The sequence below is a fragment of the Pontibacter mucosus genome (assembly GCF_003054055.1).
Lineage (GTDB): Bacteria > Bacteroidota > Bacteroidia > Cytophagales > Hymenobacteraceae > Pontibacter > Pontibacter mucosus.
Genome location: NZ_QBKI01000008.1, coordinates 241,551 through 267,988, shown reverse-complemented (window position 1 = coordinate 267,988; position 26,438 = coordinate 241,551). Strand labels below are relative to the sequence as shown.

Sequence of the window (26,438 nt, the reverse complement as noted above, 5' to 3'; positions counted from 1 at the left end):
AGCACCTCTTCCCATTCCGAACAGAGCCGTTAAGCCCGGGAGCGCCGATGGTACTGGGTTCACCCCCGGGAGAGTAGGTGGCCGCCAACCCCATCCCAAGGGGGCAGCAGGAAGTGATTCCCGCTGCCCCTTTTTTCGTTTACACACCCCAAACCGGCAGCGGAAGAACAGCTGCGGCTGGCCCTTCGCGTACGCGCCGCATCTGCCTTAGCAGCCACTGGCAGTGGCCGCTGTACCAGCATAATCCAGTAAAACCTTTGCTCTTTCTTGGCGGTAGTTGCATCCCCTCTATCGCGATGACTTCCTGTATACTTTGAAGGAGACGGAAGCGCTACTTGTCCTTTCAGGAGGTCTTTAGCAATTGGTAGAACTAGTATAATATCATTATCTGGTTAGTAAACACAATCTGCATCATTTTGCTTTCAAACTCACCTCTAGCCCCTCCAAGAACGGTTCACGCTACATGGCAAGTAGTTCCGTTGCGCATAAATGAATCCATAAGGGTATGCAGGACTCTTCTAGACTGCTCAACCATGTTTAATTCAGCAACTATAAAAAGAAAGAGCGTCTTGATATCCTCAAGGCGCTCTTTCTTTTTATGGTACTCCGAACATAGGGTAGCTAGCCCCGCCTTATGTAAAGCTGATTAGCTGTTGATGAACTTCGGGTTAATCAGGTTCTCAATGGAGAAAATTTCCTCCCATTTTTGCTGCGTTATAAGCTTACGCTCTATAACCGTAATCTGGTGAATGGATTTACCTGTAGCCAGGGCTTCCTTGGCAATTGAGGAGGCTTCCTCGTAACCAAGTATAGGATTCAGAGACGTAACAATGCCAATGCTGTTCATAACCATATTAGCGCATATCTCTTCATTCGCGGTTATGCCTTTCACGCATTTGTTGGTGAGTGTGTAACAGGCATTCTCCATGTAGGTGAAAGAGCTGAAAAGACTAAAGGCAATCACCGGCTCCATTACGTTTAGCTGAAGTTGACCTGCCTCGGCGGCCATTGTTACTGTTATGTCACAGCCGATAACGTAATGGGCCGTTTGGTTTACAACCTCTGGAATCACTGGGTTCACTTTGCCTGGCATAATAGAAGAACCTGGCTGCATGCGTGGCAAATTGATTTCGTTTATACCTGCCCTTGGGCCGGAAGAAAGCAGCCGGAGGTCGTTGCAAATTTTGGATATCTTGATAGCCGAACGTTTCAGTACGCCAGATACCTGGACATAGGCTCCTGTGTCGCAGGTTGCCTCTATCAAGTCTTCGGCAAGCACAACAGGAATTCCGGTAATAGCGCGTAGGTGCTCTGTTACGATCTGGGGATAACCCTCGGGCGCATTTATAGAAGTGCCGATGGCTGTTGCCCCCATATTGATTTCGCAGATGAGCATCTTGGCTTCGTTCAGGCGCTGTATATCCTCTTTGATAGTGGTGGAAAAGCCTTTGAACTCTGCCCCCAGCGTCATAGGTACGGCATCCTGAAGTTGGGTGCGCCCCATTTTGAGCACATTCTTGAACTCCTCTCCCTTCTGTGCAAAGGCAGCCTGCAGAGCTTCCAGGCTCTCTATAAAGTTTTCAATTTTATGATATAGTGCCAGGCGGAAGGCGGTAGGATAGGCATCATTGGTAGACTGCGAGAAGTTTACGTGGTTGTTAGGGTGCACGTACTGGTAGTCGCCTTTCGGGTGGCCAAGAATCTCCAGAGCGATGTTAGCTATTACCTCGTTAGCGTTCATGTTAACAGAGGTTCCTGCGCCGCCCTGGATCATATCAGTAACGAATTGATCCAGGTATTCTCCGGCTATCAGTTTATCGCAGGCCTTGCAGATAGCATCCGCAATCTCAGGCTGAAGCACGCCGCAGTCGCGGTTTGCCAAGGCAGCTGCTTTTTTAACATAGCCGAAAGCCTTGATCAGAAGCGGCTCCGTGGAAATAGGGATGCCTGTAATATGGAAGTTGTCTAGGGCACGGGCTGTTTGGATGCCATAGTATACTTCGTTCGGGATTTCCATCTCTCCCAAAAAGTCGTGCTCAGTCCTGAACTCGCTCATAAGAAAAAAAGTGCTTATTTGTTTTATTTAGAATGTAACTACTCAAGCCTTGGTGGTGGCAAACCTATACCCACCTCATGCGCTGTCTGCAGCAAGATAGCAGTGGCATACCTCTTTGTGCATCTTAACTCGCCTGTAAAGCTATAGTCGTTAATGACACTTTGGGTGATGATCAGACGCGCCGCATACTCGCCATACTTCTCCACAATCCGCTTTTGCACGGTGGTCAGCTCATCCCTGCGTTGTTCGGTTTCCGGCGTGCGCAGAGGCCGCTGCCAGCGGCTTTCAGGGTAATCGTGGCTGATGTGGTTGGCTTTAGCCTCTTTCTGGGCCTCTTTGATGGCATCCCGCAGCAGTTTCTCATTTCGGGGCCGCTTTAGCCCCCCATGTATGCCGCGGGTATGGTTCAGCCACTCATGAATGTCTGTGTTTGGGTTGTTGGCTAAATCTACCAGCGCATCGTTGGAGATAACAAAAGGGGCCGGTTTGTTGAACTGCTTGCCCATCTGCTCCCTGAAAGTATAAAGGCTTTTAAGGATGTATTGCTGATAGAAGTTAAGCCGGTTAGCGTTGCGTAGCCTCAGGTGGGGGTTCTCGGGCTCAGAGTACGTGAGCGACGCCAATAGTTCATTTTCTTCCTGTAGCCAGTGCAGGCGGCCTAACCGCTCTATTTCGTTCAGCAGCTTGGCTTTTATACGGTGCAGGTAGATAACATCGATAGCAGCGTACTGTAGCTGCGCCTCCGTCAGGGGGCGCTTGTTCCAGTTGCTGGACTGTTGGGACTTGTCAATATCAATAGCAAACTCCTCCTTGAGAACCGTAGCCAGCGAAGAACGCTCATAGTTGAGTACTTTTGCCGCCACATCGGTGTCCATCACGTTTTGGATGCGGCACCCCATTTTATCCAGCAGCAGTATGTCGTTGTTGGAGTGGTGTATGATCTTGGTGATGGCCTTATTTCCAAACAGATCGAAGAGTGGCTGCAGGTTCTCTACAGCAAAAGGATCAATGATATAGCAGACCCCGTTTTCATCGGCAATCTGGACAAGGCAAAGATTAAACCCATAGGTGAACCTGTTCTGATCAAACTCCAGGTCCAGGGCAAGTTCTTTATTCTGGCTGAGCAGGTTTACCACCTCCGCCAACTGCTCCTGTTGCTCAATCAGTTTTATGGTTACGCCATCAAAAATCAGCGTTGTGTTTTCCATTCCTAAATATAGGAAGGTTAAAGCACATTATACTTTAATGCAAGCTTCTTTTTAGGCATGCAGGCCATTGTGGCGAGGCACAAAAAAAGCCCCTGCAGCGGGGCAGGGACTTTTTTATACTTTTATGCTTTACGTGTTATTGCTGAACAGGAGGCTGCTCTTCCTCAATTTCGTCAGCCACCCCATCGTTCACGGTAGTGTCTTCTACAACAATAGTGGTATCCTCATCCATATCCATATCAGTATCCACAGTTTCGTCTGTAGTCTCAACTGTGTCTGACTCTGTTGTTGTATTATTGTCAGTGCCGCATGCCGTAAAAGCAACAACTGCGAAAGCGGCAAAAGCGAATTTCCATATCTTTTTCATAATCATTATATCATTGATTTTGTACTTATTAATACGAAAGGCGAAAGCAAGTAACCCTGTGCAAAGTATAATATTGCACATTTTAGAGTAAGCGGCATTAATAAGGGAGTTAACGAACAGAAAAATGGAGTGAACAGTTAGTGCGGAAATGACCTGTAAACTAAAGAAGTATAACTTTATTTATGATATGTTTGACTAAGTCGATTGCGTCACGAGCACGGTAGTACGAGAGAAAGTATAAATTTAGAGGGTGTCTAAAAAATAAGCCCGCTGCTACAGGCAGCGGGCTTATAGTATAATCGTGTATGGGGGTTAGTTAGAGGCGGCAGCTCTGGAGAGCGTTTCTTCGCGCTTAGCCTTAAACTCAGTCCCTTCCTTCCACTCCGGGGAAGCTTCTGTGTTTGCCACACGATAGCCCACACGCAGGAAAAGCTGCAGGTCTTCGACAGCGCCTTCCAGGTTCCAGTCATCGCGCACCTCATCAGAAGGTTTGTGATAATCGTTGGTAGTATAGTTCTCCTTCCATTTTTTCACGTAATCGGCCGGTTGGTTGCGGGCTATCACACCAGAGCTGGCATAAAGTGCGGGCACGCCTTGCTTGGCAAACTCAAAGTGGTCAGAGCGGTAGAAAGAGCCTACCTCAGGGGTAGCTTCCGGCACGATGCGGCGGTTCTGGGACTTGGCCTCTTCTGCGAGCACATCCTCCAGCGTAGAGTTGCCAAAGCCAACCACCACTACATCTTCAGTCGGGCCATAGGCATTCAGCACATCCATGTTGATAACGGCAACCGTTTTCGCCAGCGGGTACAGCGGGTTGCTGCTGGCGTAGTATTTAGAGCCCAAGAGGCCCTTCTCCTCAGCCGTTACCGCCAGGAAAAGTATAGAGCGCTTGGGCTTGGTTTCCATTTTGCTGAACGCCTTTGCCAGCTCGAGCAGGGCGGCGGTGCCTGTCGCGTTATCCTGCGCGCCGTTGTAAATCTGGTCGCCCTGCAGGTTAGGGTCCTTGCCCAGGTGATCCCAGTGCGCGGTGTAGATCACGTACTCATCCTTCAGCTTCGGGTCAGAGCCTTCCAGCTTGGCAATCACGTTCTGCGACTGCACCTCACGCAGCTTGTTTTTGATATTAAAGCTGGCAGTGGCCTTCAGCGGAACCGGCTTAAAGTCCTTCTTCTTGGCCGCTTCCTTCAGTTTGTCAAAATCATTGCCAAGGGCGGTGAAAAGCTCACGGGCTTTCGGCTCTGTTATCCAGGCCTCCACTTCGGCGCGGTTCATGTTTTTATCAGGCGTGACGATCTCAACCCCTTCGCGGCTGTGGCTGCCGGAGATGACCTCGTAAGGGTAGCCTGCCGGGCCGGTCTCGTGGATGATGATGGCGGCAGCGGCGCCTTTCTCTGCGGCAATTTCATACTTATAGGTCCAGCGGCCATAGTAGGTCATGGCTTTGCCGCCAAACATGGTGCTATCCAGCTGCCCAGGGTTTTGCGGGTCTTCCACCGGCGGATCATTCACCAGCATCACAATCGTTTTGCCTTTCACATCCAGGCCTTTGTAGTCGTCCCAGCCATACTCCGGAGCCACCACGCCATAGCCCACAAACACCATGTCAGAGTTATTCAGATCCACGCTCTCCACATAGCGGCGGGTAAGGGCTACGTAATCGTTCGGGAAACTGAGCGGAATATTCTTGCCGTTGGCCGTGATAGTGGCTTTCGGGCTAGGAGTGTAGCCGAACATAGGTACATTCTGCACATAGGTGCCGTCGGGGTTACCCGGCTGCAGGCCCAGCTGCTTAAAGTGGCGGGTTAGGTACGCTACCGTGGAATCCTCCCCCACAGAACCAGGGGCACGGCCTTCGAATGCATCGGAGGAGAGGGTGGTGGTATGGGCCAGCAGGCTCTCAGCGGTGATGCTTTGCAGGGCAGGTTGCAGGTTGGTGCTGTCGGCGGTGGCGGCTTCCTGCTCCGCTTCGCTCACCTGCCTCGAGCTCTCGCTACAGCCCAAGGCCAGCAGCCCGAGAAGGCCCAGGATCGGGATATGTCTCTTCATAGTGAAAGTATAGATTAGTGTCCCCTGAAGTTAAAGAAAATTCTATACTTTCTATTGGTTTATACTTCTTAAGCCGCTAATTCCCAACTGGCGGGCACGCCGCTGTGCAGCTCGCGGATTAGGGCGACTATACTTGGCTGGCCATACTTTAACTGGCACTCCCAAACTACCAGGCGCTGCCAGCCAGCTTCGCGGTACATGTGCTTATACTTTGCGTCGCGGGCCAGGTTTGCCTCGAACTTGCTTTGCCAGAAATCAGAGCTGGTTTTGGGAAGGGCGGGCAGGCAGTAAGGGCAACGGTGCCAGAAGCAGCCGTGCACAAATATGGCCAGGCGGCGGGAGGGGTAGCAGATATCCGGCTTGCCCGGGGCTTTAACCCAGTGCACCCGGTAGCCGCGCAGGCCGGCGGCCCAAAGGCCCTTCCGGAGCTTTAGCTCAGGCTGCGTGTTCCTGGACTTGTTTCCCCGCATATAGCGGCTCACCCTTTCCTGTGCTGTAAGGGGAGCCTGGGGCTTCTTGTACTTTCTTTTCTTTGGCAATGCTACACCTGTTGCTGCACAGGCATAACACCAATGAGTTTAACTTAGTTTTATACTTCCAGATAACCTTACTCAGCCTGAAAGCAGGCGGTCTTCATAACTTGGAGAGGCGTACGCGAAAAGTTTGTCTTATATGCGGTAGTAAATCCGGGTCATGGTACTGTCGTAAGGGTCGTAGCCGGGGCGCTTTTTGCTGAATCGCTCATCAAGAAGCTTTGCATGCTGCATGTCGCTTAAGCGGTAACACTGCCACCCCTGTTGCTGCCCGGCCTTGGTTAAGCGCCACGCAAGCAAGCACGACTCGTTCTGCTTATTCTGCCCCAGCAAATGCGGCTCCACCACATGGGACTCCCCCTCGTATTCGAAGCTTACCAGGAGCCTTGCCCCGATTGCCTTCGATAGTTCTTCCAGCAGATAGCTATACATATTTCCCTCAGATTATAGGACCGATAATGTCTGCATTGTTGACCGGCCTCGTGCCCGTAAGCAGAAGGTTATTGCAGCATGAACTACTTTACTGTGATAAAGGTGCAGTTATATTTACTGTTGTAACAGGAAACAGACGGCTTATAAGTAACTATAACTTATTATAAGTACGATTGTACTTTAGTGGCTGGATTAATGGGTCTCATAGTATGATACGGGCATAGTTGCTCTACTTCAGCTTGTCATGTCGAAAGTCTAAAGTTGGAAAAGCCAGCGTTTAAAGTATAAAGCTGGGGCCCTATTGCCGTACCGACCCCCTGTCCATCAGATCCAAGTATAACCACAGGCTGCTGGTGTCGGCCTAGCTACTTTAAACATACTTAGTAATTATGAGTTAAACCATAGTATACAAGTAACCGCAACGGTATAAATGGGGTATGCTATAGGAGGTTTTTGTCTTGAAAATAAGGCATATTTGCTAATGCGAATCCGTGTTATTTGATTTTTCGAGAATACCTCTAACTTTGCCGGTAACACATGCAGTAGTTCTATACTATGGATAAATATACTTACATCGCCAACGCGCATGGCGATTACATCGAAGGGCTGTACAAGTCCTATCAGCAGGATCCGGAATCGGTAGATTTTGGATGGCGCAAATTTTTCGAGGGCTTCGAGTTTTCCACAGCCTATGGTGAAAACGGCCATGAAGCTGCCGAAGCCGTTGTCGCTGCTCCTGCAAAAGGTGCGGTTGTCGCCGGCGAATCTGAAAAGGAGGTAGCCGTTCGCAACCTGATTCACGCCTACCGCACGCGCGGCCACCTGCGCTCCAACACCAACCCGGTACGGCCCCGCAAAGACCGTAAGGCAAGGCTCGACCTGGCCGACTTCGGGCTGACAGACGCCGACCTAGACACTGTATTCCAGGTAGGGGAAATCATCGGTATCGGGCCGGCTACGCTGCGCGATATTGAGGCTGCCCTGAAGAAAATCTATACCGGCTCTATCGGCTTTGAGTACATGTACATCCGCGACCCGGAGATGCTGGACTGGTTTAGGCAGAAGATAGAGCGCGACTCCCTGAATTTTAACCCAGGTATCGAGTATAAAAAACGCATCCTCTCCAAGCTGAACGAGGCGGTGGTGTTTGAGAACTTCCTGCACACGAAGTTCCTGGGCCAGAAGCGCTTCTCGCTGGAGGGTGGCGAAACCACCATTCCTGCCCTGGATGCCGCCATTGATAAAGCCTCCGAGCTAGGCGTGGAGGAAGTGGTGATAGGCATGGCGCACCGCGGCCGCCTGAACGTGCTGGCCAATATCATGGGCAAAACCTATGAGCAGATCTTCTCTGAGTTTGAGGGTACTGCCGTGCCGGACCTGACGATGGGCGATGGCGACGTGAAATACCACATGGGCTTCTCTTCTGAGGTGGAAACACCGTCGGGCAAAAAAGTGAACCTGAAGCTGGCCCCGAACCCATCGCACCTGGAGGCAGTGAACCCGGTGGTGGAAGGCTTCGTGCGTGCTAAAATTGACTGCATGTATGGCAAAGACCCGGACAAGGTGTTGCCAATCCTGATACACGGCGACGCGGCTGTGGCTGGCCAGGGCATCGTGTACGAAGTGACCCAGATGGCCAACCTGCGTGGTTATGACACCGGCGGCACCATCCACTTCGTGATCAACAACCAGGTAGGTTTTACAACCGACTTTGAAGACGCCCGCTCGTCTATTTACAGCACGGATGTGGCCAAAATAATTGATGCGCCGGTGCTGCACGTAAACGGCGACGATCCGGAGGCTGTGGTGTTTGCCATGCGCATGGCCATGGAGTACCGCCAGCGCTACAACAACGATATCTTCATCGACATGGTGTGTTACCGCCGCCATGGCCACAACGAGTCCGACGAGCCGAAGTTCACGCAGCCGCAGCTGTACAACATCATCTCGAAGCACCCTAACCCGCGCGAAGTATACAACAAGCAACTCATCGCCCGCGGAGAGGTAGACGCAGAGCTGGCCCAGAGCATGGACAAGGAGTTCCGTAACCTGCTGCAGGACCGCCTGGATATGGTGAAGCAAAAGCCGCTGCCCTACAACTACCAGGTGCTGGAGAAGGAGTGGCAAAGCCTGCGCCGTTCCAAGCCAGAGGATTTCGACCAGTCTCCGGAGACAGGCGTTTCTGCTGAAGTGGTAGAAACTGTAGGCAGAGCGCTTACCACACTACCACAGGGCTTTAAACCGCTCAAGCAGATCGAGAAACTGCTGAAGGAGCGTAAGGAGATGTTCTTCGAGACCAGGCAGCTGAACTGGGCCGCCGGTGAGTTGCTGGCTTACGGCTCCGTGCTGCTGGAAGGCAAATTAGTTCGTTTCTCCGGCCAGGACGTGCAGCGTGGTACGTTCTCGCACCGCCACGCCGTGCTGCGCGACGCGAACACCAGCGCGCCTTACAACAGCCTGAACCACATGAGCGAGGAGCAGGGTTCGTTTGAGATCTACAACTCGCTGCTTTCAGAGTATGGCGTGCTTGGGTTTGAGTTTGGCTATGCGATGGCCAATCCGAACGCACTCGTAATCTGGGAAGCCCAGTTCGGTGACTTCGCCAACGGTGCCCAGGTGATGATCGACCAGTTCATTTCCTCCACAGAGTCTAAGTGGCAGCGTATGAACGGCCTGGTGATGCTGTTGCCGCATGGCTACGAGGGCCAGGGACCGGAGCACTCCAACGCCCGTCCTGAGCGCTTCCTGCAGCTGGCAGCCGAGAACAACATGTTTGTGACCTACATCACAACGCCTGCCAACCTGTTCCACTTCATGCGCCGTCAGCTGGCCCTGCCGTTCCGCAAGCCTGCTATCAACATGTCGCCTAAATCGTTGCTGCGCCATCCGGCTGTTGTTTCCCCGGTAGAGGACTTCACGTCAGGTGGCTTCAGAGAAGTGATCGGCGATACGTATGCCTCGGCTGAAGCGGTGACGAAAGTGTTGCTGTGCTCCGGCAAAGTATACTTCGACCTGGTGGAAGAGCAGCAGAAGAACAACCGCCAGGATGTGGCCATCATCCGCCTGGAGCAGCTGGCACCGTTCCCTAAGGTGCAACTGGAGGCCGAACTGAGCAAGTATAAAAACGCGAAAGTATACTGGGTGCAGGAAGAGCCGGAGAACATGGGCGCCTGGACGTACATCCTGCGCATCATGCGCCATGGCGTGGAAGATGTGGTAGCCCGCAAGGCCAGCGCCTCGCCGGCAACCGGTTACCTGAAGGTGCATACCAAAGAGCAGCAGGAGCTAATCGAACGCGCTTTCGCTATCTAATGATTAATTAGTAATGATGAATGAGTAATGAGCTCAGGAAAGACTTCATTATTCATTCGTCATTAATCATTACTAATTCGTAATTCAAAATTTGTAATTCATAATTCTGATAAAATATGAGCTTAGAAGTTAAAGTGCCTGCCGTAGGTGAGTCCATCACCGAGGTAACGATAGCCAAGTGGCTAAAAAATGACGGCGACCGCGTGGAGATGGATGAGGTGATTGCGGAACTCGAGTCTGACAAAGCCACATTCGAACTGCCAGCCGAAGCCGCAGGCATTTTACGCATTGTAGCGCAGGAAGGCGACACCATCGAAGTGGGCGGTGTTATCTGCCAGATCGAACAGGACGGTGCTGCGGCATCTGCTCCATCGGCTCCTGCTGCTGAGCAAGCTGCTGCACCAGCGGCGGCGCAAGGTGCTGCGCCCGCTGCCACCACAGGCGGCGCCGGCGAGGCCGTGGAAATGAAAGTGCCAACGGTAGGCGAGTCTATCACGGAGGTAACCATTGCCAGCTGGCTGAAAAAAGATGGCGACCATGTAGAGATGGACGAAGTTATTGCCGAGCTGGAGTCTGACAAGGCTACGTTTGAGCTGCCAGCCGAGGCGGCCGGTACACTGCAAATCGTAGCGCAGCAGGGCGACACGATAGAAATTGGTGGTTTGCTTTGCCGCATCGTACCAGGTGCAGGGCAGGTTCAGGCTAACGCACAGGCAAACGCCAAGCAGGAAGCCGCTACACAGGCTGTTGCTCCTCAGACTGCCGCAGCTCCGTCAGGTGCGCAGACTTACGCCTCTGGCACCCCATCTCCGGCCGCCGGAAAAATCCTTGCCGAAAAAGGTATAAACCCTGCCGATGTTCAGGGCTCAGGCCGTGACGGTCGCATTACAAAAGAGGATGCGCAGAACGCGCAGAAAGCTGCTGCTAAGCCGGCTGCGGCTGCTCCTAAGCAAGCGGCTGCCAGCGAGGCGCCTGCCTCTACCGGCGACCGCAACCAGCGCCGCGAGAAGATGAGCTCCCTGCGTAAGACAGTTGCCCGCCGACTGGTAACGGTTAAAAACGAAACGGCCATGCTCACCACCTTCAACGAGGTAGACATGAAGCCGATCATGGACATCCGCGCCAAGTATAAGGACAAGTTCAAAGAGAAGCATGATGTTGGCCTGGGCTTTATGTCGTTCTTCACAAAGGCTTGTACCGTTGCGCTGCAGGAGTGGCCGGCCGTAAATGCCCAGATCGATGGCAACGACATTGTCTTTAATGATTTCGTGGATGTGTCAATTGCTGTTTCCTCTCCAAAAGGCCTGGTGGTGCCGGTTATCCGCAACGCGGAAGGCCTGACACTGGACGGCATCGAGAAAGAAGTGGTACGTCTGGCTAAAAAAGCCCGCGACGGCAAGCTTTCTATCGAGGAGATGACAGGTGGTACCTTCACCATCACCAACGGTGGTGTGTTTGGCTCCATGATGTCTACGCCTATCATTAACGCGCCGCAGTCGGCTATACTTGGTATGCACAACATCGTGCAGCGCCCGGTTGCCGTTAACGGCCAAGTAGAGATCCGCCCGATGATGTACCTGGCCCTTTCCTACGACCACCGCATCATTGATGGCCGTGAGTCGGTAAGCTTCCTCGTGCGGGTTAAAGAGCTGCTGGAAGATCCGATGAGACTGCTTCTTGGAGTATAAATTTAAGAGATAAGGAAGGAGGGGTAAGCGAAAGTGTTTGCTCCTCCTTTTTATTGAACCCACCCCTAACCCCTCCGAGGAGGGGAATTAGAAACTGCAGAAAAATCCCCTCTCGGGAGGGGCAGGGGTGGGTTTACAATCGCAGGGAAATCAAATAAAAAAACGAGCATTTAGAGCTCCAAAAGTATAAAAAGATGAAATACGACGTTACCGTAATCGGTTCTGGCCCTGGAGGCTACGTGGCAGCGATACGTTGCGCGCAACTTGGCCTGAAAACCGCTATCATAGAGAAGTATAACGTGCTGGGCGGTACCTGCCTGAACGTGGGCTGTATCCCATCCAAGGCGCTTCTGGACTCTTCAGAGCACTTCCACAACGCAGCGCATACTTTTACAGAGCACGGCATCGAGCTGGAAAACCTGCAGGTAAACATCGGACAGATGATTCAGCGCAAGGCAGGCGTAGTGAAATCGAACAACGACGGCATTGCTTACCTGATGAAGAAGCACAAGATCGATACCTACTATGGCCTGGGCTCTTTCGTGAACAAAAACACGATAAAGATAACAGACGCAGAAGGCAAAGAGCAGCAGATCGAAACAGACAAGACGATCATCGCTACAGGTTCTAAGCCAACGACGCTGCCGTTCCTGCCCATCGATAAGAAGCGCATTATTACGTCTACCGAGGCTTTATCGCTGACGGAGGTTCCTAAAAACCTGATTGTGATCGGGGGCGGTGTGATTGGCCTGGAACTAGGTTCTGTGTATGCCCGCCTGGGTACCAAAGTGCAGGTGATTGAGTATATGGATGCCATCATCCCAACCATGGACCGTGCCCTGGGCAAAGAGCTGCAGCGCGTGTTGAAAAAGTCGCTTAAGTTTGAGTTCTTCATGAGCCACAAGGTAACGGGCGCTACGAACGAGGGCGAAGTTGTAAAAGTAACCGCCGAGAACCCGAAAGGCGAGGTGGTGACTTTCGAAGGCGATTACGTGCTGGTATCAGTAGGCCGCAAGCCATACACCGAAGGACTGGGACTGGAGAACGCCGGTGTGCAGCTGGGCGAGCGCGGTATGATTGCCGTAAACGACCACCTGGAAACCAACGTGCCGGGCATCTACGCGATTGGCGACGTGGTGCGTGGCGCGATGCTGGCCCACAAAGCCGAGGAAGAAGGCGTGCTGGTAGCCGAGCAGATCGTTGGCCAGAAGCCGCACATCAACTATAACCTGATACCGGGTGTGGTGTATACCTGGCCGGAGGTGGCTGGTGTAGGCTATACCGAGGAGCAGCTGAAGGAGCAGGGCCGCGCCTACAAGTCCGGCTCGTTCCCGTTCAAAGCGTCTGGCCGTGCCAAGGCGTCTATGGATACGGATGGCTTCGTGAAGGTGCTGGCCGATAAGAACACCGACGAGATCCTGGGTGTGCACATGATCGGCCCTCGCGCTGCGGATATGATTGCCGAGGCGGTAGTAGCGATGGAGTTCCGTGCGTCGGCAGAGGATGTTGCCCGCATGAGCCACGCGCACCCAACCTATACCGAAGCCCTGAAGGAGGCTTGCCTGGCAGCCACCGATAACCGCGCGCTGCACATCTAAGCAAGGTATAGAAGTATAAAATATAAAAGCGCCGCTCTGCAAAGGGTGGCGCTTTTTGTGTTTTAAAGGCAGGTTAGCAGATGAAGTATAAATATTTCATCCCCCAGGCAACCCTTGCTATACTTTCTCCATCTATAAATCAGACACACAAAACATAAACCATATCTACTATGAGAAAACAAGTACAAACGCTACTCCTGCTATTGTTTCTGCCGCTGCTAAGTATGGCGCAGACCAAAGTAAACGCCTCCGAAGTCATCGCCAAGATGAATCGGGGCGAGGCTGTTCGCTACAAGAATGTGGAGATTGTAGGCGACCTGGACATGACGAAGCTGGACAACATGAAACTGGTGGAAGGCGGCGAGGACAAGTATAGCACCAGGAAGTATGTAAGCACGGTTACGGCTCCGCTCTCATTTGTAAACTGCACTTTTACGGGCGATGTGCTGGCATACTTTAACCCGGATAATGTGGAGCAACTGCGGGTAAACCTGAAGAAGAAAACCAGCGAGGTATACAATACAAACTTCGAGAAAGAGGTCCTGTTCGAGAGTTGCACCTTTAAGCAGAAAGCAGCTTTCAAGTATAGCGAGTTCGAGGGCGATGTTTCGTTTATGAGCAGCCGCTTTGCAGAGGAGGCCAACTTCAAGTATGCCGAGTTTGATAGGAGCGTGAACTTCAGTAATGTGCGCTTTGGCGGCGAGGCTAACTTTAAGTATGTGGAGTTCCCGGAGCGGGCCAGCTTTGCCGGCGCCACCTACAAGGGCGAGGCCAATTACAAGTATACCAAGTTTGCGCGTAGTGCCAATTTTGAAAAAGCCCTGTTCGATGGCACCGCCAACTTTAAGTATACCAAAGTAGCCGGCAACTTTAACATAAAAGGCGCCAGCTTCAGGGGAGGTAACGACTTTAAGTATACGGAGCTGAACGATCAGAAAGTGACGCTGGCCTCGCTGCAAAGCATGAACCGGTAACGATATAACACTTGTGCGGGCAGCGCCACCTCATTAACGGGGTGGCGCTGTTAGTTTATACTTGGTTCAGCACCAGGTCCAGTACCTTGCCCAAGCCTTCCTCCGAAGTGTAACCCGGCACTGGCGGCAACGCCAGCCACCCGGCCCGCACCTGGTTCAGCAAGGGCAGGGTTACAGGCTGGTTATACTTTATACTTGCTATGGCTACGGCAAGCGCGGTTTTAAGGTGGTTGGCCTTTACCCGCAACGTGTGCAGCGAGTAGCGGCCGGGGTGCAGGTGCACGTGCCTTCCTGCGTGCACGCCCCAGCGCAGCGTCCAGGCAGAGCCGTCGGAGAGGGAGCAGAGGCGGTAGCCACCAGGGCCTAGATAGCTTTGGTATAGCGCAGGCATATGCAGCTGGTGCTGTTTCAAGTATAAAATCACCTCCCCGGCTATCTGCAGCGGCGAGAGCGGGCCAATGTACAAATCCAGCTGCGAGCCACCAATACGCTTGAATGCCTTTAGCAGCTCCGGTTCCGGCCACGCTATACTTTGGGCGGCAAAATCCTTCAGGAAGCCCAGGTGGTGCTTGAGCGGGTGAAACAGGATAGGTTCGGGCAACGGCTGCTCCATCATCATACGTTGTAGCGGGATAACTATAGGATTGTACTGGGTTTGTGCGGTGTTTGGTTAATTATAGCGGAATTCCTATATTAAATGATCTTAACCAAGCGCTCCATGGCAAACATTTCGCTTTTGGGCCTTGTGCTCTATTACCTTATCGGGAGGAGAAAGCGGGCAGGTTAGTATAGCAAGACCACAAGCCGAGCTCCGCTGAACCGAAGGTGCTTTTTACTTTTTTTTTAAAGCCCAGGCAACCAGGTGGCTACCTGCTGCATCTTTACCCTATAAAGCCGCTGCGCCGGCTTTTACCTACGTTGCCTTACCACCCTTATTTACTTACCCCTCTGCTGCCTGCGCTTCACCAGGTTGGTAGATATGGAGATGTGATAAGTCGATAAATAAGCGTTGTAAGTATAAAGTATTTTATAATTTGTTTGAATAATCGGTACCTTGTATAGCCTACTACCGTAAACCTCTAGGAAGAAGTACAGCTTAAGCCATTGCCTATGATACAGCTCCAGGACATCCACAAATATTACGCCGTAGGGCAAAACAAACTGCACGTACTCAAGGGCATCGACCTACAGATTCAGGAGGGGGAGTTTGTGTCGATTATGGGGGCTTCGGGCTCGGGCAAGTCCACGCTGCTCAACATCCTGGGCATTCTCGACGATTACGACCGTGGCAACTATACATTGGCCGGCACCACCATCAAAAACCTGAGCGCAGCCAAGGCGGCGTATTACCGCAACCGCTTCCTGGGCTTTGTGTTCCAGTCGTTTAACCTGCTCTCTTTTAAAAACGCCATGGAGAACGTGGCCCTGCCGCTTTATTACCAGAAGGTAGGCCGCCGGGAACGCAACAAACTGGCACTGCAGTACCTGGAGATGGTAGGCCTGAAGGAGTGGGCCGAACACTCGCCCAACGAGATGTCGGGTGGGCAGCGGCAGCGGGTGGCTATTGCGCGCGCGCTTATCTCCCAACCCAAGCTTATACTTGCCGACGAGCCAACCGGTGCCCTGGATTCCCAAACTTCCTACGAGGTAATGGACATCTTTAAAGACGTGAACCGCAAGGGTATGACCGTGGTGATCGTAACGCACGAGAACGACATCGCCGCGCAGACACATCGCATCATCCGGCTGAAGGACGGCCTGATCGTGAACGACGATCACGGTGTGCTGGAGCCTGCCGTGGCAGAGCATGGAATTTTGAATGAGCGAATGAATGATTGAGTGAATTTATACTTCGTGCACCAAGGCTTTCACTCCAAAAGCATTCAGAAAGTATAAAAAGCCCCAACAATCAACAATATAGCATTCACTCATTCACTCAGTCATTCATTCAAAATTAGATACCATCCACTCAGTCACTCATTCAAAACTAACCGAACATGTTCGACATCGATAAATGGCAGGAGATACTGGGCACGATGCGCAAAAACAAGCTGCGCACCTTCCTCACGGCTTTTGGCGTGTTCTGGGGCATCTTTATGCTGGTGCTGCTGCTGGGCGTGGGCAAGGGGCTGGAGAAGGGCGTGGTGAACCGCTTCGGCGATGGGGCCAAGAACAGCATTTTTGTGTGGAGCGGCAAAACCGCAGTGGCGCACAAGGGCATGAAGCCCGGACGCGAGATAAAGTTTACCAATCAAGACCTGGATGCCATCGAGCGCGAACTAATGGAGCTGAACCTGATGGCGCCGCGTAACCGCATCTGGGGCGAGTACACGATCAACTACAAAGACCAGAACGGCTCTTACCAGGTGTTTGGTGCCGCCCCGGACTTTATGGAGATAAACGGGGAGCGCGCTTTCCGCGGCCGCATCCTCAACGAGCTGGATGAGCGGGAGAAGCGCAAGGTGATTGTGCTGGGAGAGCAGGTGGCGCAGGTGCTTTTCAAGGAGCAAAACCCCATTGGCGAGTACGTGAACATCCGGGGCATCCACTTTAAGGTGGTGGGCACTTTTAAGGTGCGCGGCAACAACAGCGGCCGCCGCGAGGAGCGCGCCTACATCCCGTTCTCCACGCTGCAAACGGCCTTTAACCAACCCAACCAGGTGCAACTGATGCTGCTGACTGCCCAGGACGGCGTGCCGGCCAAGGAAATGGAAGACAAACTGCGCACCCTGCTGGCCCAGCGGCACAAGTTCGCCGAAACCGACGACATGGCCATCGGGGTGGAGAACACCGAGGCCGAGTACCTGAAAGTGCAGGGCTTGTTCAGCGGCATCCGCGTCTTTGTGTGGATTGTGGGCATCGGCACCCTGATAGCCGGCATTGTGGGCGTGAGCAACATCATGCTGATCATCGTGAAGGAGCGCACCCGAGAGATTGGGGTGCGCAAGGCGCTGGGAGCCACACCGCTTTCCATTGTGAGCCTTATCCTGCAGGAGTCGGTGGTGATAACGGCTTTCTCGGGATACCTGGGGCTGCTGTTTGGCACTATGATCCTGGCGCTGATAGAGCACATGCTGGTGTCGTCGGGGGCGGAGCTGCCGTTCTTCGCCAGCCCTGAGGTGGACCTGCGGGTGGCGCTGTCGGCCACGGTGGTACTGGTGGTATCGGGGGCTATCGCCGGGCTGATGCCGGCCTTGCGAGCTGCCCATATCAAACCCATTGAGGCGCTTAGGGCGGATTAGGAATTGTGCATGAGCGAATGAGTGATTGAGTGAATTTATACTTCGTCTACCAGGATATCTAATTCAGGAGAATTCAGAAAGTATAAAAGTATCAGCAATCAACTACCAGCAATTAACAATTAGCAATTTAACAGTGCAACCATTTAACAAAGACTAAACATTCACTCATCCACTCATTCGCTCATTCAAAACTGAAAAGCTATGATCGATATTGATAAATGGACCGAGATCTATAACACCGTCAAGAAGCACAAGCTGCGCACGGCCCTGACGGCTTTTGGCGTGTTCTGGGGCATCTTTATGCTGGTGGTGTTACTGGGCGCGGGCAAGGGACTGGAGAACGGCATCACCAGCGAGTTTAACATCGCCAAGAACGCCGTGTTTGTCTGGACGCAGCGCACCAGCGTACCCTACATGGGCATGAACGCCGGTCGCACCATTCAGCTGACCAACGACGATGTGGCGGCCATCCGGGCAAGTATACCGGAGGTGGGCGTGGTAGCACCCAGCAGCCAACTCTGGGGCGATTTTTCAGTGAACTATAAAGACAAGAGCTCTGCCTTCACGGTGAACGGCGAAACGCCCGACATGCTCTCTGTAAAGCCGATGAAGGTGAAAACCGGCCGTTTCGTGAACGAGATCGACATGCAGGAGAAGCGCAAGGTGGCCGTAGTGGGGCCGCGCGTGCTGGAGGTGCTCTTTCCTAACGAGAAGAACCCGATTGGCAAGTACATCAGCATCAAGGGCAGCTACTTTCAGGTAGTGGGTACTTTTGAGCCGGTGGGCAAGGGCGAGGACGTGGTGGAGGACGGCAAGGTCATTTACATCCCGCTCACGGCCCTGCAGCAAACTTATAACCAGGTAAACAAGGTGGGATTTATGGCCATGGTGCCCAAGCCGGGCGTGCCTGCTGCCCTGATAGAGGAGAAAACCAAAACCCTGCTGATGCAGCGCCACCGCGTAGCCCCCACCGACCTGAAAGCCTTTGGCTCGGCTAACGTGGAGAAGGAGTTTCAGGAAGTGCAGGGGCTGTTCGCGGGCATTGCCGGTTTTAGCTGGCTGGTAAGTATAGGCACCATCGTGGCAGGCATTATCGGGGTAGGCAACATCATGCTGATCGTGGTAAAGGAGCGCACCAAGGAAATCGGAATCCGCAAGGCGCTTGGGGCCACGCCACTTTCTATCATCAGTCTGATCATCCAGGAGTCCATCGTGATAACGGGGCTGGCAGGCTATGTGGGCTTGCTGGGCGGCACCGGCATCATTGCCCTGATAGAGTATGTGATGCGGAAGAACGACGTGCAGGCGGGCTTCTTCGGCATCCCGGAGGTAAATCCCGGCATTGCTCTGACCGCTACCGTGCTGTTGGTGGTTACCGGCGCACTGGCCGGCCTGATTCCTGCCACCAAGGCCGCCAGGGTGAACCCGGTAGTGGCGCTTAAAGACGAGTGATTCAGTTAACAATGATCATTTAACAATTAACAATCATACTACACATGAAGGAGAATGTACTTTACAACAAAGCATATGCTTTTGCAATCAGGGTGGTAAGAGCTTACCAGTACCTGGGGCAGGAAAAACGGGAGTTTTTACTTGCCAAGCAGTTGCTGCGTAGCGGTACATCCATTGGCGCGAATGTGGCAGAGGCCAATGGCGCAATCTCGGATGCGGAGTTCTCCTCTAAACTTTCCATTGCTTATAAGGAATGCCTGGAAACGAAGTACTGGACAGACTTGCTCAAGGATACAGGCTATATAGACGAGAGACAGCACCAAAGCTTGTTTGCGGATGCAGATGAATTAGGCAAAATGCTCTTCTCAAGTATAAGAACCTCAAGAGGCATCAAAACTGATAAATGATAACTGGTAATTGATAATTGACAACGCTATGAAAAAGGTATTGTTAGGCGTATTCATCCTGATTTTCCTGGGCCTCTCGGGCTGGCTGGGCTATTACTTCTACAACAAGGCCAACACCGACCCTGTGGTGTATAAAACCGAGGCTCCCTTTGAGACCGAGATCGTGAAGAAGACGGTGGCTACGGGCGCTATCGTGCCGCGCAAGGAAGTTGAGATAAAGTCGCAGGTGTCGGGGATTGTGGAGGAGCTGTACGTGGAGGCCGGCGAACTGGTGAAAAAAGGACAGCTGCTGGCCAAGATCCGCATTGTGCCCAACATGGTAAGCGTGAACAATGCCGAAACGCAGCTGCAGACGGCCCGGCTGAACTTCGAGGAGGCCGAGCGGGAGCTGAAACGGTACGAGCAGCTGTATGCCGACAAGGTGATCCCGGAGCAGGAGTTTAGAAAGTATAAAGCCGACTTCGACCTGAAGCGCGAGGCGCTTTCCGCCGCTGAAAGCAACCTGCAACTAGTGCGCGAAGGTTCCTCACGCAAGCGCGGGCAGCAACAGTCTAACCAGGTATACTCCACCATCGATGGCATGCTGCTGGACGTGCCGGTGAAGGTGGGTAGCTCTATCATCGAGCGCAACAACTTTAACGAGGGCACCACCATTGCCTCGGTGGCCGACATGCGCAGCCTTATTTTCGAGGGTAAGATAGATGAGTCGGAAGTGGGCAAGCTGAAAGAGAACATGGACCTGCTGCTGACCATCGGGGCCATCGAGGGCCGGGTATTCAATGCCAAGCTGGAGTTCATCGCCCCGAAAGGCGTGGATGAGGAGGGCTCTATCAAGTTCCCGATTCGGGCGCGGGTGCTGCTGGATGAGGACGACTTTATACGCGCCGGCTACAGTGCCAACGCCGATATTGTGTTGGACAAGCGCGACAAGACACTGGCCATAAAGGAAAGCATGCTCAAGTTTGAGAAGGAACAGCCTTACGTGGAGGTGGAGACGGCGCCGCAGCGGTTCGAGAAGCGCAAGATCAAAACCGGCATCTCCGACGGCATCAATATAGAGGTGGTATCGGGGCTGCAGAAAAACGAAAAAGTGAAAGTGCCGGAAGCGAGTACGGTACAGATTTAACCTAATAGAATTTGTTTGTTGTTTGTTTAAGGGGAGAGAGCGGGCTTTTTGAGCCCGCTTTTTTTGTACCCCGCTTTTCGGATGATGCTGTTGGAGCCATACTTTCCGGAGCTTACGGAATAGTGACCGGCTCTCTATAACAACTGATAAAATGCGTAGTAAAATTAAAGTATAGAACTAAACTTAAGGAGCTATGGAAAGCAAGTATAAAAACTACCTCGTGTGCGTGGCGCTGCTGCTAAGTGCCCTGCTGGCCGCCTGCGACGATGACGAGGACAGCACACAGCTGGATGACGAGATAGAGTTTAATAATGTGTCGCTGCTTGGCTCAAACGAGCGCCCGGCAGTAGTAACGACAGGAGGCGGGGAGATGGATGTCGTGTTTAATGAGCTGAACAACACGCTGAGCTATACTATCTCCTGGCAGCTGGGGAACCCTGCCGATGCCACCACGGCCATGCACTTCCACGGCCCGGCCGACCGGGACTCCAGCGCGCCGCCTGTTATTAACATTGAGGAGGGGTTTAACCAGGGCTCCAGCGGCACCATCTCCGGCTCTACCAGGCCGCTTACCCAAACCGAGGAGAACGACCTGAAAGCCGGCCGCTGGTACGTAAACATCCACAGCACCACCCACCCCAACGGCGAGCTACGGGGCAACCTGATTCCGTAGAAGTATAGCTTTTATACTTTATAGAGTCAGTTAAAGAGCCACTGCAGCAGGAAGTGGGAGGGAAGGTACACGCCTACGGGGAAGATAAGCATCATGATGGCAAAGTATAAACGGGCCGGAATTTTATGTTGTGGCTCGTTACCCGGCCCGAACACCCAATTGATGTTCTCCTTTGGGTCTGTGAGGAAGTAGGTAAGCGGCAGCACCACCCAGGCCAGGGCCGTTTGCCAGTACAGCGCCTCCGGCTGGTATCCCCACTCCAGCAGGAGCCAGATCACCAGCGCGGGCAGCACCACATGAAACAGTGAAAGACCCCGTAGGAACAGGCTCTTGCTTTCGTCGAACATATAAGCGCTCAGGCCCAGCAACTGGTGCCCCGTCAGCAATCTGCCGAAGTAGTCCAGGTTCCAGACTAGCTCCAGCGCCAGCACACCCACCGCCATCATACTAAGCAGTAACTGATTGCCGGTCCAGAGCACGATGCCCACCGAGAACAGAGCGATGTCGGAGAACCACAGGAAATTGCCCGGCCCATACTTCTTCCAATAGACCGGTACCAGCACCAGCAGAAAGGCGGTATAGGCCAGTTGCAGCCACAGCGGGATAACAGAAAGGTCGCTTTCCATACTTGGGGAATTTGCAGCCTAGTATACTGTGATCAGAAGTATAAAGTATAGACTGCGGTGATGGTGGCAATTCCGTAACTTTGCAGCATACACGTTTCGCATACCATGGCACAGCATTATAATACTCCTTCCGCGATACAGATCGTTGATTTCAACCTTTTTTACGCGCAGGCTTTCTACGACCTCAACCACGAGTGGATTTCGACGCACTTTGTGATGGAAGAGGCCGACAACCAATCCCTCAGCGACCCGCAAGGCTACATCATCAACAAAGGGGGCCATATCCTGATGGCGCTTTTTAATGGAGAGCCGGTAGGTACCTGTGCCTTAATTAAGGATAGCGAGGGCGTATTTGAGCTGGCAAAAATGGCGGTGGCCCCAAAGATGCAGGGGATGAAGATTGGCAAAATGCTGGGCGAGGCAGCCATAGACAGAGCCCGACGCGTTGGTGCCCATAAAGTATTCCTGGTATCGAACCGCCGCCTGCTGCCCGCCCTAAACCTGTACCAGCGCCTGGGCTTCGTGGAAGTGCCGATGCCACCAAGCATTTACGAGCGCGCGGATATTAAAATGGAGTTGGTGTTGAAGAAGGAAGTATAGGGGATGCTTGCCACTGGCGCAAGCGTCTGCCTTTGCTATGCTAACAAGCATAAATTGTCCCCTTGAGGGGACCATAGGGGTGTAATCATCTGCAGATAATACCCCTCCCCTTGCTTTGCTGGCGCCCTCTCGCTGGCGCGAGTTTGCAACTCGTGCCTACCTATGGTGTTGGGTTTGCATCCCAACTGGCTTGAAAAGCCATGCTTTATACTTCTACTATACTATCATACTTGCCAGCTTATACTTCCCTGAGCCACCGCTTCCCGCAACTGGAGCTAAGCTATCCTTACTAGCTGCCGTTCATCCTCTAGTTCCCACCAACCTAACGTTTCATTTCTAGCTTTCTGCCCTCAAGGCCGGGAGGCCTTGCCTTCGGGCATCGCGCTGCTTTCGCTTCCTTTGCTCCTACGTCGCAATGCCTTTCAGGCACCGGAACCTCTCGAGGCGCTCAACCCAAAGGCTGGGAGAAGGTCGATAGCTGTGGCTGACGAAGCTTGAACCAAGTCCCCCTTTGAAGGGGGTAGGGGGATGTAATCGTTTGCTAAGTTTATACTTGTAGGGACAGGTCGCGACCTGACCGCAGAATGACAGCTACTACGAAGCTTATACTTCAGCAACAGTAATCACAGGCTCCCCTCCTTAGACTACCGAGAACGCGAGTTCGAAGGTAGCGAGCGCAGCTCTGAGGGGTAGGGGTGGTTGGACCCGGCAAAGTATAGAACTCATTTATACTTTAGGAGAGGCACCCGCAGCACCTAAAACTCATCCTCTTCCCCACCACCATTCTGCTCGTTGCGGCGGTTACGGCGGTCGCTGTCGTCGCTGTTAAGGCGGTAGGTGAAGCCCAGGTACACAATGCGGCTCTGGCGGCGGTTCTGGATCTCGGAGCGGAACTCCGGTCCGTAGCTCAGGAAATCGAAGCGACGCGTGTTAAACAAATCCGACACGCGGAGCGAAACCGTACCCTTCTTCTTGAGCACATCCTTTTTCATCCCCAGGTCGGCACTGAACATATGCTCCATGCGCCCCTGAATATCGTTGGTGGGAGCGCGGTAGAAGCCGGAGAGCTGAATATCCAGGTCTTTCCACAAAGTCATGTTGGAGTTGAGCTTGGCGCTCCAGCTTAGTTGGGTGTTGCTGAGCTCAGTGTCGTTTTGCACGGTGCTCAACTCTGTCCGAAAGGCCGACCAGCTCGCATTCAGGCGCCACCACTTGGTGATAGGATAGTTAGTGCCCAACTCCAGGCCATAAGACCTGTTATCTGACAGGTTGATGAAGGTGGTCTGCGTGCCCGGCTCCTCTACGCCGTTTATGTCAATGGTCGTCGCTTGCCGGAAGCGCTCTATGCCGTCGGTGGTGTGGCGGTAAAACGCAGTGGCGTTAAACGAGGCCTGTCCCCAATAGCGCAGGTAGCCCAGCTCCAGCGAGTTCACAAATTCCGGGTCCAGCTTAGGGTTGCCGTAGGAAAGGTTATACCTGTCGGACTGGTCTACAAACGGGTTCAAGAAGCGGCTGCGCGGCCTGTTGATGCGACGGCTGTAGCTGAACTGCAGTTTGTTGTCCTCGTCAAAATCATTGGTGATAAAGAGCGTAGGGAAAAGACTGAAGTAGTTGTTCTTATAGGTGTCGTCCGTGTTTCGCAGGTCAGACTTGGTAATGGTGTGCTCGGCCCGCACGCCTACCTGGTAGGTGATACTTTTAAACTTGTTGCTGTAGTTGGTGTACAGGGAGTATACCTGCTGGTCGAACACAAAATGGTTGCTTCGGGTAGAGTCATACGCCATCAGGTTGGTTTCCATGTTCCGGTTAAAGAAACGGGAATCCTCATCCAATTGCTCGTAGGAAGTCCGGAATCCAGCCTCCAACCGGCTGTTTTCCGAGAAAGGGTGCACGTAATCGGCCTTGGTCACAAACTCATAGTTCTTGTCGTCTACCAGCGTTTCCTGCAGCTCCGTGGAGGTTTCGGCGCCAATCCGCCTTTCATCAAATAGCGCCACTTCGTCATCCACATTGGCATTGTAGACCACATCGGCCGTCAGTTCCTGGCCTTTGCGGTCGAAGGTCTGGCGGTAGCCCAAGGTCAGGTCCAGGGCGCGCTCGTCCTCTACCTCACGGGCATCGCGGGTGCGGGTGCTCTGCAGCAGGCGGTTCTCGTCCAGGAAGCGGTAGCGGATGTTATTGGTGCTCTCGTCCTCCCCGAAGCGGTACAGCGCCGAGGCCGACAAGGTATGCTTGGGCGTAAGGTAATAATCGGCCCCCAGCCGGAAGTTGTGGGAAAGGTCGGTGCTGTTGCGCTCCCCCTCCTGCAGGCGGTAGCTGGTGCTGTCTATCTGTCCGGCGTCGTTGAGGTAAAAGTTGGTGGTATTGTTCTTCTGCGTGCCGGGCCGCGTGCGCTGCCGTAAATCATACCCCGTATTTAGCGACCACTTGTTGTAGCGGTAGTTCAGGTTGAGCGAGGTATTGTAGTTATCGTAGGTGCCGGCCGTGATGGAAGCCGAGCCATTGAAGCCGGGCTTTTTCTCCTTTTTCAGCACCAGGTTGATGATGCCCGAGGTGCCCTCCGGGTTATACTTGGACGAAGGGTTGGTGATGAGCTCGATGCTCTCAATCATGTTAGCCGGAATCTGGTCCAGCGGAATCTCGGAGAGGGCCGAGCGTTTGCCGTCTATCAGAATGGTAACGTTAGAGCTGCCGCGCATGCTCACGTTGCCGTCTATGTCCACGTCCACCGAAGGCAGGTTCTGCATTACCTCGGCCACGGTACTACTCTGCGCGTTCAGGTCCTGGCTCACGTTTACCACCCGCTTGTCGAGCTCAAAGTCCACCAGCTGCCGCTGCGCCACCACCTCTACCTCGCCCAGCTCGGTGGCAGAGGCTTTCATGCTGATGTTGCCCAGGGCAGCTTCCGGCTTGTCGGGGGTAAGGTTGACGCTTGCATACTTGTTTGGGTAGCCCACCATGGAGGCCCGCAGAACAAAGCGGCCGGAGGGGATTCTTTCAAGTATAAACACGCCTTCCATATCCGTAGTGGCGCCGGTCACGAGGCTGGAGTCGGGCAGGGAGAGGAGTACCACGTTGGCAAAACCAATGGGTTTGTTGCTGCCAGCATCCAGGAGCTTGCCGCTCACCTTGCCGGTAGTTTGGTTTTGTGCTGAAAGTGCCGCGGGCGAAAGTATAAACAGGGAGTAAAGTATAAACCGAAAGTAAGTCTTCATCATAGTTTTTATAAAGTGCGCGAAAGTATAAAAGGCAGCCTGCGGAGCGGCGGGTGAACGCCCGCACCTATACTGCGACAAACGGGAAGGGTGAAAGTTTAAAGCCGATGCAAATTTTTCGTCGAAAAAACGTGCATGGCTCCGGAAGCAGTGCGACTGCCAGCTCAGTTCAAGGCAAAAAAAGGAGCACCAGCCGTGGCCAGTGCTCCGGTACTTTATACTTTACGGCAGTTTTATACTTGCTGTGACAGCGATTTGCTCAGAAAATCCCACACCACCACACCGGTGGCCACCGAGATATTGAGCGAGTGCTTGGTGCCGAACTGCGGAATCTCCAGCACAAAATCAGACTGGTTGATGACTTCCTGCTCCACCCCGAACACCTCGTTGCCGAGCACCAGCGCATACTTTTGCCCAGGCTCCGGCGCAAATTCGTTCAGCTTTATACTTCTTTCCGCCTGCTCCACCGACCCAATTTTATACCCTTGCGCCTTTAGCTCCTTCACCAGCGCCAGCGTATCGGGTACGTGCTCCCATTCCACCGACTCGGTGGCACCCAAAGCGGTTTTCTCAATGTCGCGGTGCGGGGGCTTGCCGGTAATGCCGCAGAGGTATACTTTTTCGGCCATAAAGGCATCGGCTGTCCGGAAAACGGAGCCCACGTTGTTGAGGCTGCGCACATTATCCAGCACCAAGACTAACGGTATTTTTTTCTTATTTTTGAATTCTTCAACCGAGTCGCGGTTGAGGTCGTCCATCGAGAGTTTGCGCATTTTTGTTGACAAAGGACTGTTTGACAAAAGACAAAGGACACAGTGTGCTTTGCCGCTGCAAAGGTCCGGTGGTTTTGGGCAAAAGTCAAACTACGCCTTAATTGTTACAT

At 53.1% G+C, this 26,438-nt stretch carries 21 protein-coding genes and 1 rRNA gene; 12 read left to right on the top strand and 10 right to left on the bottom strand.

The features are described from left to right. Nucleotides 1-90 (top strand): 5S ribosomal RNA (rrf, locus tag C8N40_RS16515); the annotation flags it as partial. Nucleotides 91-646: 556 nt separating this feature from the next. Here rrf and aspA read toward each other — a convergent pair. The 6 genes from aspA to C8N40_RS16485 all read right to left on the bottom strand — a co-directional run bounded on the left by aspA (nucleotide 647) and on the right by C8N40_RS16485 (nucleotide 6,642). Next, nucleotides 647-2,056, bottom strand: a complete 1,410-nt coding sequence (gene aspA, locus C8N40_RS16510; RefSeq protein ID WP_108212902.1) for an aspartate ammonia-lyase — start codon at nucleotides 2,054-2,056, stop codon at nucleotides 647-649. A 38-nt stretch (nucleotides 2,057-2,094) separates the two neighbouring features. Next, on the bottom strand, nucleotides 2,095-3,264 hold the full coding sequence (locus tag C8N40_RS16505; RefSeq protein WP_108212901.1) for a ribonuclease D: 1,170 nt from the start codon (nucleotides 3,262-3,264) through the stop codon (nucleotides 2,095-2,097). Between the two features lie 136 nt (nucleotides 3,265-3,400). Beyond that, on the bottom strand, nucleotides 3,401-3,631 hold the full coding sequence (locus C8N40_RS16500; RefSeq protein WP_108212922.1) for a hypothetical protein: 231 nt from the start codon (nucleotides 3,629-3,631) through the stop codon (nucleotides 3,401-3,403). Nucleotides 3,632-3,943: 312 nt separating this feature from the next. Then, on the bottom strand, nucleotides 3,944-5,677 hold the full coding sequence (locus C8N40_RS16495) for a M28 family metallopeptidase (RefSeq protein WP_108212900.1): 1,734 nt from the start codon (nucleotides 5,675-5,677) through the stop codon (nucleotides 3,944-3,946). 68 nt (nucleotides 5,678-5,745) lie between these two features. Continuing rightward, the gene (locus tag C8N40_RS16490; protein WP_245905158.1) at nucleotides 5,746-6,216 is read right to left on the bottom strand and encodes a very short patch repair endonuclease; all 471 of its coding nucleotides are present in this window, start codon (nucleotides 6,214-6,216) and stop codon (nucleotides 5,746-5,748) included. Nucleotides 6,217-6,345: 129 nt separating this feature from the next. After that, a complete protein-coding gene (locus C8N40_RS16485) occupies nucleotides 6,346-6,642 on the bottom strand; it encodes a WYL domain-containing protein (protein ID WP_108212899.1) in 297 nt (98 codons plus the stop codon). A 555-nt stretch (nucleotides 6,643-7,197) separates the two neighbouring features. Here C8N40_RS16485 and C8N40_RS16480 point away from each other — a divergent pair. From C8N40_RS16480 to C8N40_RS16465, 4 genes are all read left to right on the top strand, one after another. Then, complete coding sequence (locus tag C8N40_RS16480; RefSeq protein ID WP_108212898.1) at nucleotides 7,198-9,954, top strand: 2-oxoglutarate dehydrogenase E1 component; 2,757 nt, start codon at nucleotides 7,198-7,200, stop codon at nucleotides 9,952-9,954. Nucleotides 9,955-10,070: 116 nt separating this feature from the next. Then, a complete protein-coding gene (gene odhB, locus C8N40_RS16475; protein ID WP_108212897.1) occupies nucleotides 10,071-11,642 on the top strand; it encodes a 2-oxoglutarate dehydrogenase complex dihydrolipoyllysine-residue succinyltransferase in 1,572 nt (523 codons plus the stop codon). A 194-nt stretch (nucleotides 11,643-11,836) separates the two neighbouring features. Beyond that, nucleotides 11,837-13,240 (top strand): dihydrolipoyl dehydrogenase, encoded by a 1,404-nt coding sequence (gene lpdA, locus C8N40_RS16470; RefSeq protein ID WP_108212896.1) that lies wholly within the window; start codon nucleotides 11,837-11,839, stop codon nucleotides 13,238-13,240. Between the two features lie 170 nt (nucleotides 13,241-13,410). Further along, nucleotides 13,411-14,214 (top strand): pentapeptide repeat-containing protein, encoded by an 804-nt coding sequence (locus C8N40_RS16465; protein WP_108212895.1) that lies wholly within the window; start codon nucleotides 13,411-13,413, stop codon nucleotides 14,212-14,214. A 55-nt stretch (nucleotides 14,215-14,269) separates the two neighbouring features. On the opposite strand, the gene C8N40_RS16460 is transcribed toward C8N40_RS16465, so the two are convergent. After that, complete coding sequence (locus C8N40_RS16460) at nucleotides 14,270-14,833, bottom strand: hypothetical protein (RefSeq protein ID WP_245905157.1); 564 nt, start codon at nucleotides 14,831-14,833, stop codon at nucleotides 14,270-14,272. A gap of 491 nt (nucleotides 14,834-15,324) precedes the next feature. Here C8N40_RS16460 and C8N40_RS16455 point away from each other — a divergent pair, with 491 nt between their 5' ends. The 6 genes from C8N40_RS16455 to C8N40_RS16430 all read left to right on the top strand — a co-directional run bounded on the left by C8N40_RS16455 (nucleotide 15,325) and on the right by C8N40_RS16430 (nucleotide 21,114). Next, nucleotides 15,325-16,053 carry an ABC transporter ATP-binding protein gene (locus C8N40_RS16455; RefSeq protein WP_108212894.1) on the top strand — a complete coding sequence of 243 codons (729 nt, stop codon included), beginning with the start codon at nucleotides 15,325-15,327 and terminating at the stop codon, nucleotides 16,051-16,053. Between the two features lie 158 nt (nucleotides 16,054-16,211). Beyond that, entirely contained in the window at nucleotides 16,212-17,456 is a 1,245-nt protein-coding gene (locus C8N40_RS16450) for an ABC transporter permease (protein WP_108212893.1), read from the top strand. A gap of 201 nt (nucleotides 17,457-17,657) precedes the next feature. After that, nucleotides 17,658-18,908: an ABC transporter permease gene (locus C8N40_RS16445; RefSeq protein WP_108212892.1), complete on the top strand. Its 1,251-nt coding sequence runs from the start codon at nucleotides 17,658-17,660 to the stop codon at nucleotides 18,906-18,908. Between the two features lie 44 nt (nucleotides 18,909-18,952). Beyond that, nucleotides 18,953-19,315: a four helix bundle protein gene (locus C8N40_RS16440; protein ID WP_108212891.1), complete on the top strand. Its 363-nt coding sequence runs from the start codon at nucleotides 18,953-18,955 to the stop codon at nucleotides 19,313-19,315. A gap of 28 nt (nucleotides 19,316-19,343) precedes the next feature. Further along, the gene (locus C8N40_RS16435; protein ID WP_108212890.1) at nucleotides 19,344-20,441 is read left to right on the top strand and encodes an efflux RND transporter periplasmic adaptor subunit; all 1,098 of its coding nucleotides are present in this window, start codon (nucleotides 19,344-19,346) and stop codon (nucleotides 20,439-20,441) included. A gap of 193 nt (nucleotides 20,442-20,634) precedes the next feature. Next, nucleotides 20,635-21,114: a CHRD domain-containing protein gene (locus tag C8N40_RS16430; protein ID WP_108212889.1), complete on the top strand. Its 480-nt coding sequence runs from the start codon at nucleotides 20,635-20,637 to the stop codon at nucleotides 21,112-21,114. A 26-nt stretch (nucleotides 21,115-21,140) separates the two neighbouring features. Here the strand turns inward: C8N40_RS16430 and C8N40_RS16425 are convergent, their stop codons facing one another. Then, a complete protein-coding gene (locus C8N40_RS16425) occupies nucleotides 21,141-21,740 on the bottom strand; it encodes a membrane-associated protein (protein WP_245905156.1) in 600 nt (199 codons plus the stop codon). Between the two features lie 105 nt (nucleotides 21,741-21,845). On the opposite strand from C8N40_RS16425, the gene C8N40_RS16420 reads away from it, so the two are divergent. After that, on the top strand, nucleotides 21,846-22,340 hold the full coding sequence (locus C8N40_RS16420; RefSeq protein ID WP_108212888.1) for a GNAT family N-acetyltransferase: 495 nt from the start codon (nucleotides 21,846-21,848) through the stop codon (nucleotides 22,338-22,340). A 755-nt stretch (nucleotides 22,341-23,095) separates the two neighbouring features. Here the strand turns inward: C8N40_RS16420 and C8N40_RS16415 are convergent. Then, nucleotides 23,096-25,558, bottom strand: a complete 2,463-nt coding sequence (locus tag C8N40_RS16415; protein ID WP_108212887.1) for a TonB-dependent receptor — start codon at nucleotides 25,556-25,558, stop codon at nucleotides 23,096-23,098. Nucleotides 25,559-25,788: 230 nt separating this feature from the next. Next, nucleotides 25,789-26,328: an RNA methyltransferase gene (locus C8N40_RS16410; protein WP_108212886.1), complete on the bottom strand. Its 540-nt coding sequence runs from the start codon at nucleotides 26,326-26,328 to the stop codon at nucleotides 25,789-25,791. Nucleotides 26,329-26,438 lie beyond the last annotated feature (110 nt).

Excerpts from the sequence above, each read along its gene's own strand:
- aspA (WP_108212902.1), bottom strand. The coding sequence starts at position 2,056 with ATGAGCGAGTTCAGGACTGAGCACGACTTTTTGGGAGAGATGGAAATC.
- C8N40_RS16505 (WP_108212901.1), bottom strand. The coding sequence starts at position 3,264 with ATGGAAAACACAACGCTGATTTTTGATGGCGTAACCATAAAACTGATT.
- C8N40_RS16500 (WP_108212922.1), bottom strand. The coding sequence starts at position 3,631 with ATGAAAAAGATATGGAAATTCGCTTTTGCCGCTTTCGCAGTTGTTGCT.
- C8N40_RS16495 (WP_108212900.1), bottom strand. The coding sequence starts at position 5,677 with ATGAAGAGACATATCCCGATCCTGGGCCTTCTCGGGCTGCTGGCCTTG.
- C8N40_RS16485 (WP_108212899.1), bottom strand. The coding sequence starts at position 6,642 with ATGTATAGCTATCTGCTGGAAGAACTATCGAAGGCAATCGGGGCAAGG.
- C8N40_RS16480 (WP_108212898.1), top strand. The coding sequence starts at position 7,198 with ATGGATAAATATACTTACATCGCCAACGCGCATGGCGATTACATCGAA.
- odhB (WP_108212897.1), top strand. The coding sequence starts at position 10,071 with ATGAGCTTAGAAGTTAAAGTGCCTGCCGTAGGTGAGTCCATCACCGAG.
- lpdA (WP_108212896.1), top strand. The coding sequence starts at position 11,837 with ATGAAATACGACGTTACCGTAATCGGTTCTGGCCCTGGAGGCTACGTG.
- C8N40_RS16465 (WP_108212895.1), top strand. The coding sequence starts at position 13,411 with ATGAGAAAACAAGTACAAACGCTACTCCTGCTATTGTTTCTGCCGCTG.
- C8N40_RS16460 (WP_245905157.1), bottom strand. The coding sequence starts at position 14,833 with ATGATGATGGAGCAGCCGTTGCCCGAACCTATCCTGTTTCACCCGCTC.
- C8N40_RS16455 (WP_108212894.1), top strand. The coding sequence starts at position 15,325 with ATGATACAGCTCCAGGACATCCACAAATATTACGCCGTAGGGCAAAAC.
- C8N40_RS16450 (WP_108212893.1), top strand. The coding sequence starts at position 16,212 with ATGTTCGACATCGATAAATGGCAGGAGATACTGGGCACGATGCGCAAA.
- C8N40_RS16445 (WP_108212892.1), top strand. The coding sequence starts at position 17,658 with ATGATCGATATTGATAAATGGACCGAGATCTATAACACCGTCAAGAAG.
- C8N40_RS16440 (WP_108212891.1), top strand. The coding sequence starts at position 18,953 with ATGAAGGAGAATGTACTTTACAACAAAGCATATGCTTTTGCAATCAGG.
- C8N40_RS16435 (WP_108212890.1), top strand. The coding sequence starts at position 19,344 with ATGAAAAAGGTATTGTTAGGCGTATTCATCCTGATTTTCCTGGGCCTC.
- C8N40_RS16430 (WP_108212889.1), top strand. The coding sequence starts at position 20,635 with ATGGAAAGCAAGTATAAAAACTACCTCGTGTGCGTGGCGCTGCTGCTA.
- C8N40_RS16425 (WP_245905156.1), bottom strand. The coding sequence starts at position 21,740 with ATGGAAAGCGACCTTTCTGTTATCCCGCTGTGGCTGCAACTGGCCTAT.
- C8N40_RS16420 (WP_108212888.1), top strand. The coding sequence starts at position 21,846 with ATGGCACAGCATTATAATACTCCTTCCGCGATACAGATCGTTGATTTC.
- C8N40_RS16415 (WP_108212887.1), bottom strand. The coding sequence starts at position 25,558 with ATGATGAAGACTTACTTTCGGTTTATACTTTACTCCCTGTTTATACTT.
- C8N40_RS16410 (WP_108212886.1), bottom strand. The coding sequence starts at position 26,328 with ATGCGCAAACTCTCGATGGACGACCTCAACCGCGACTCGGTTGAAGAA.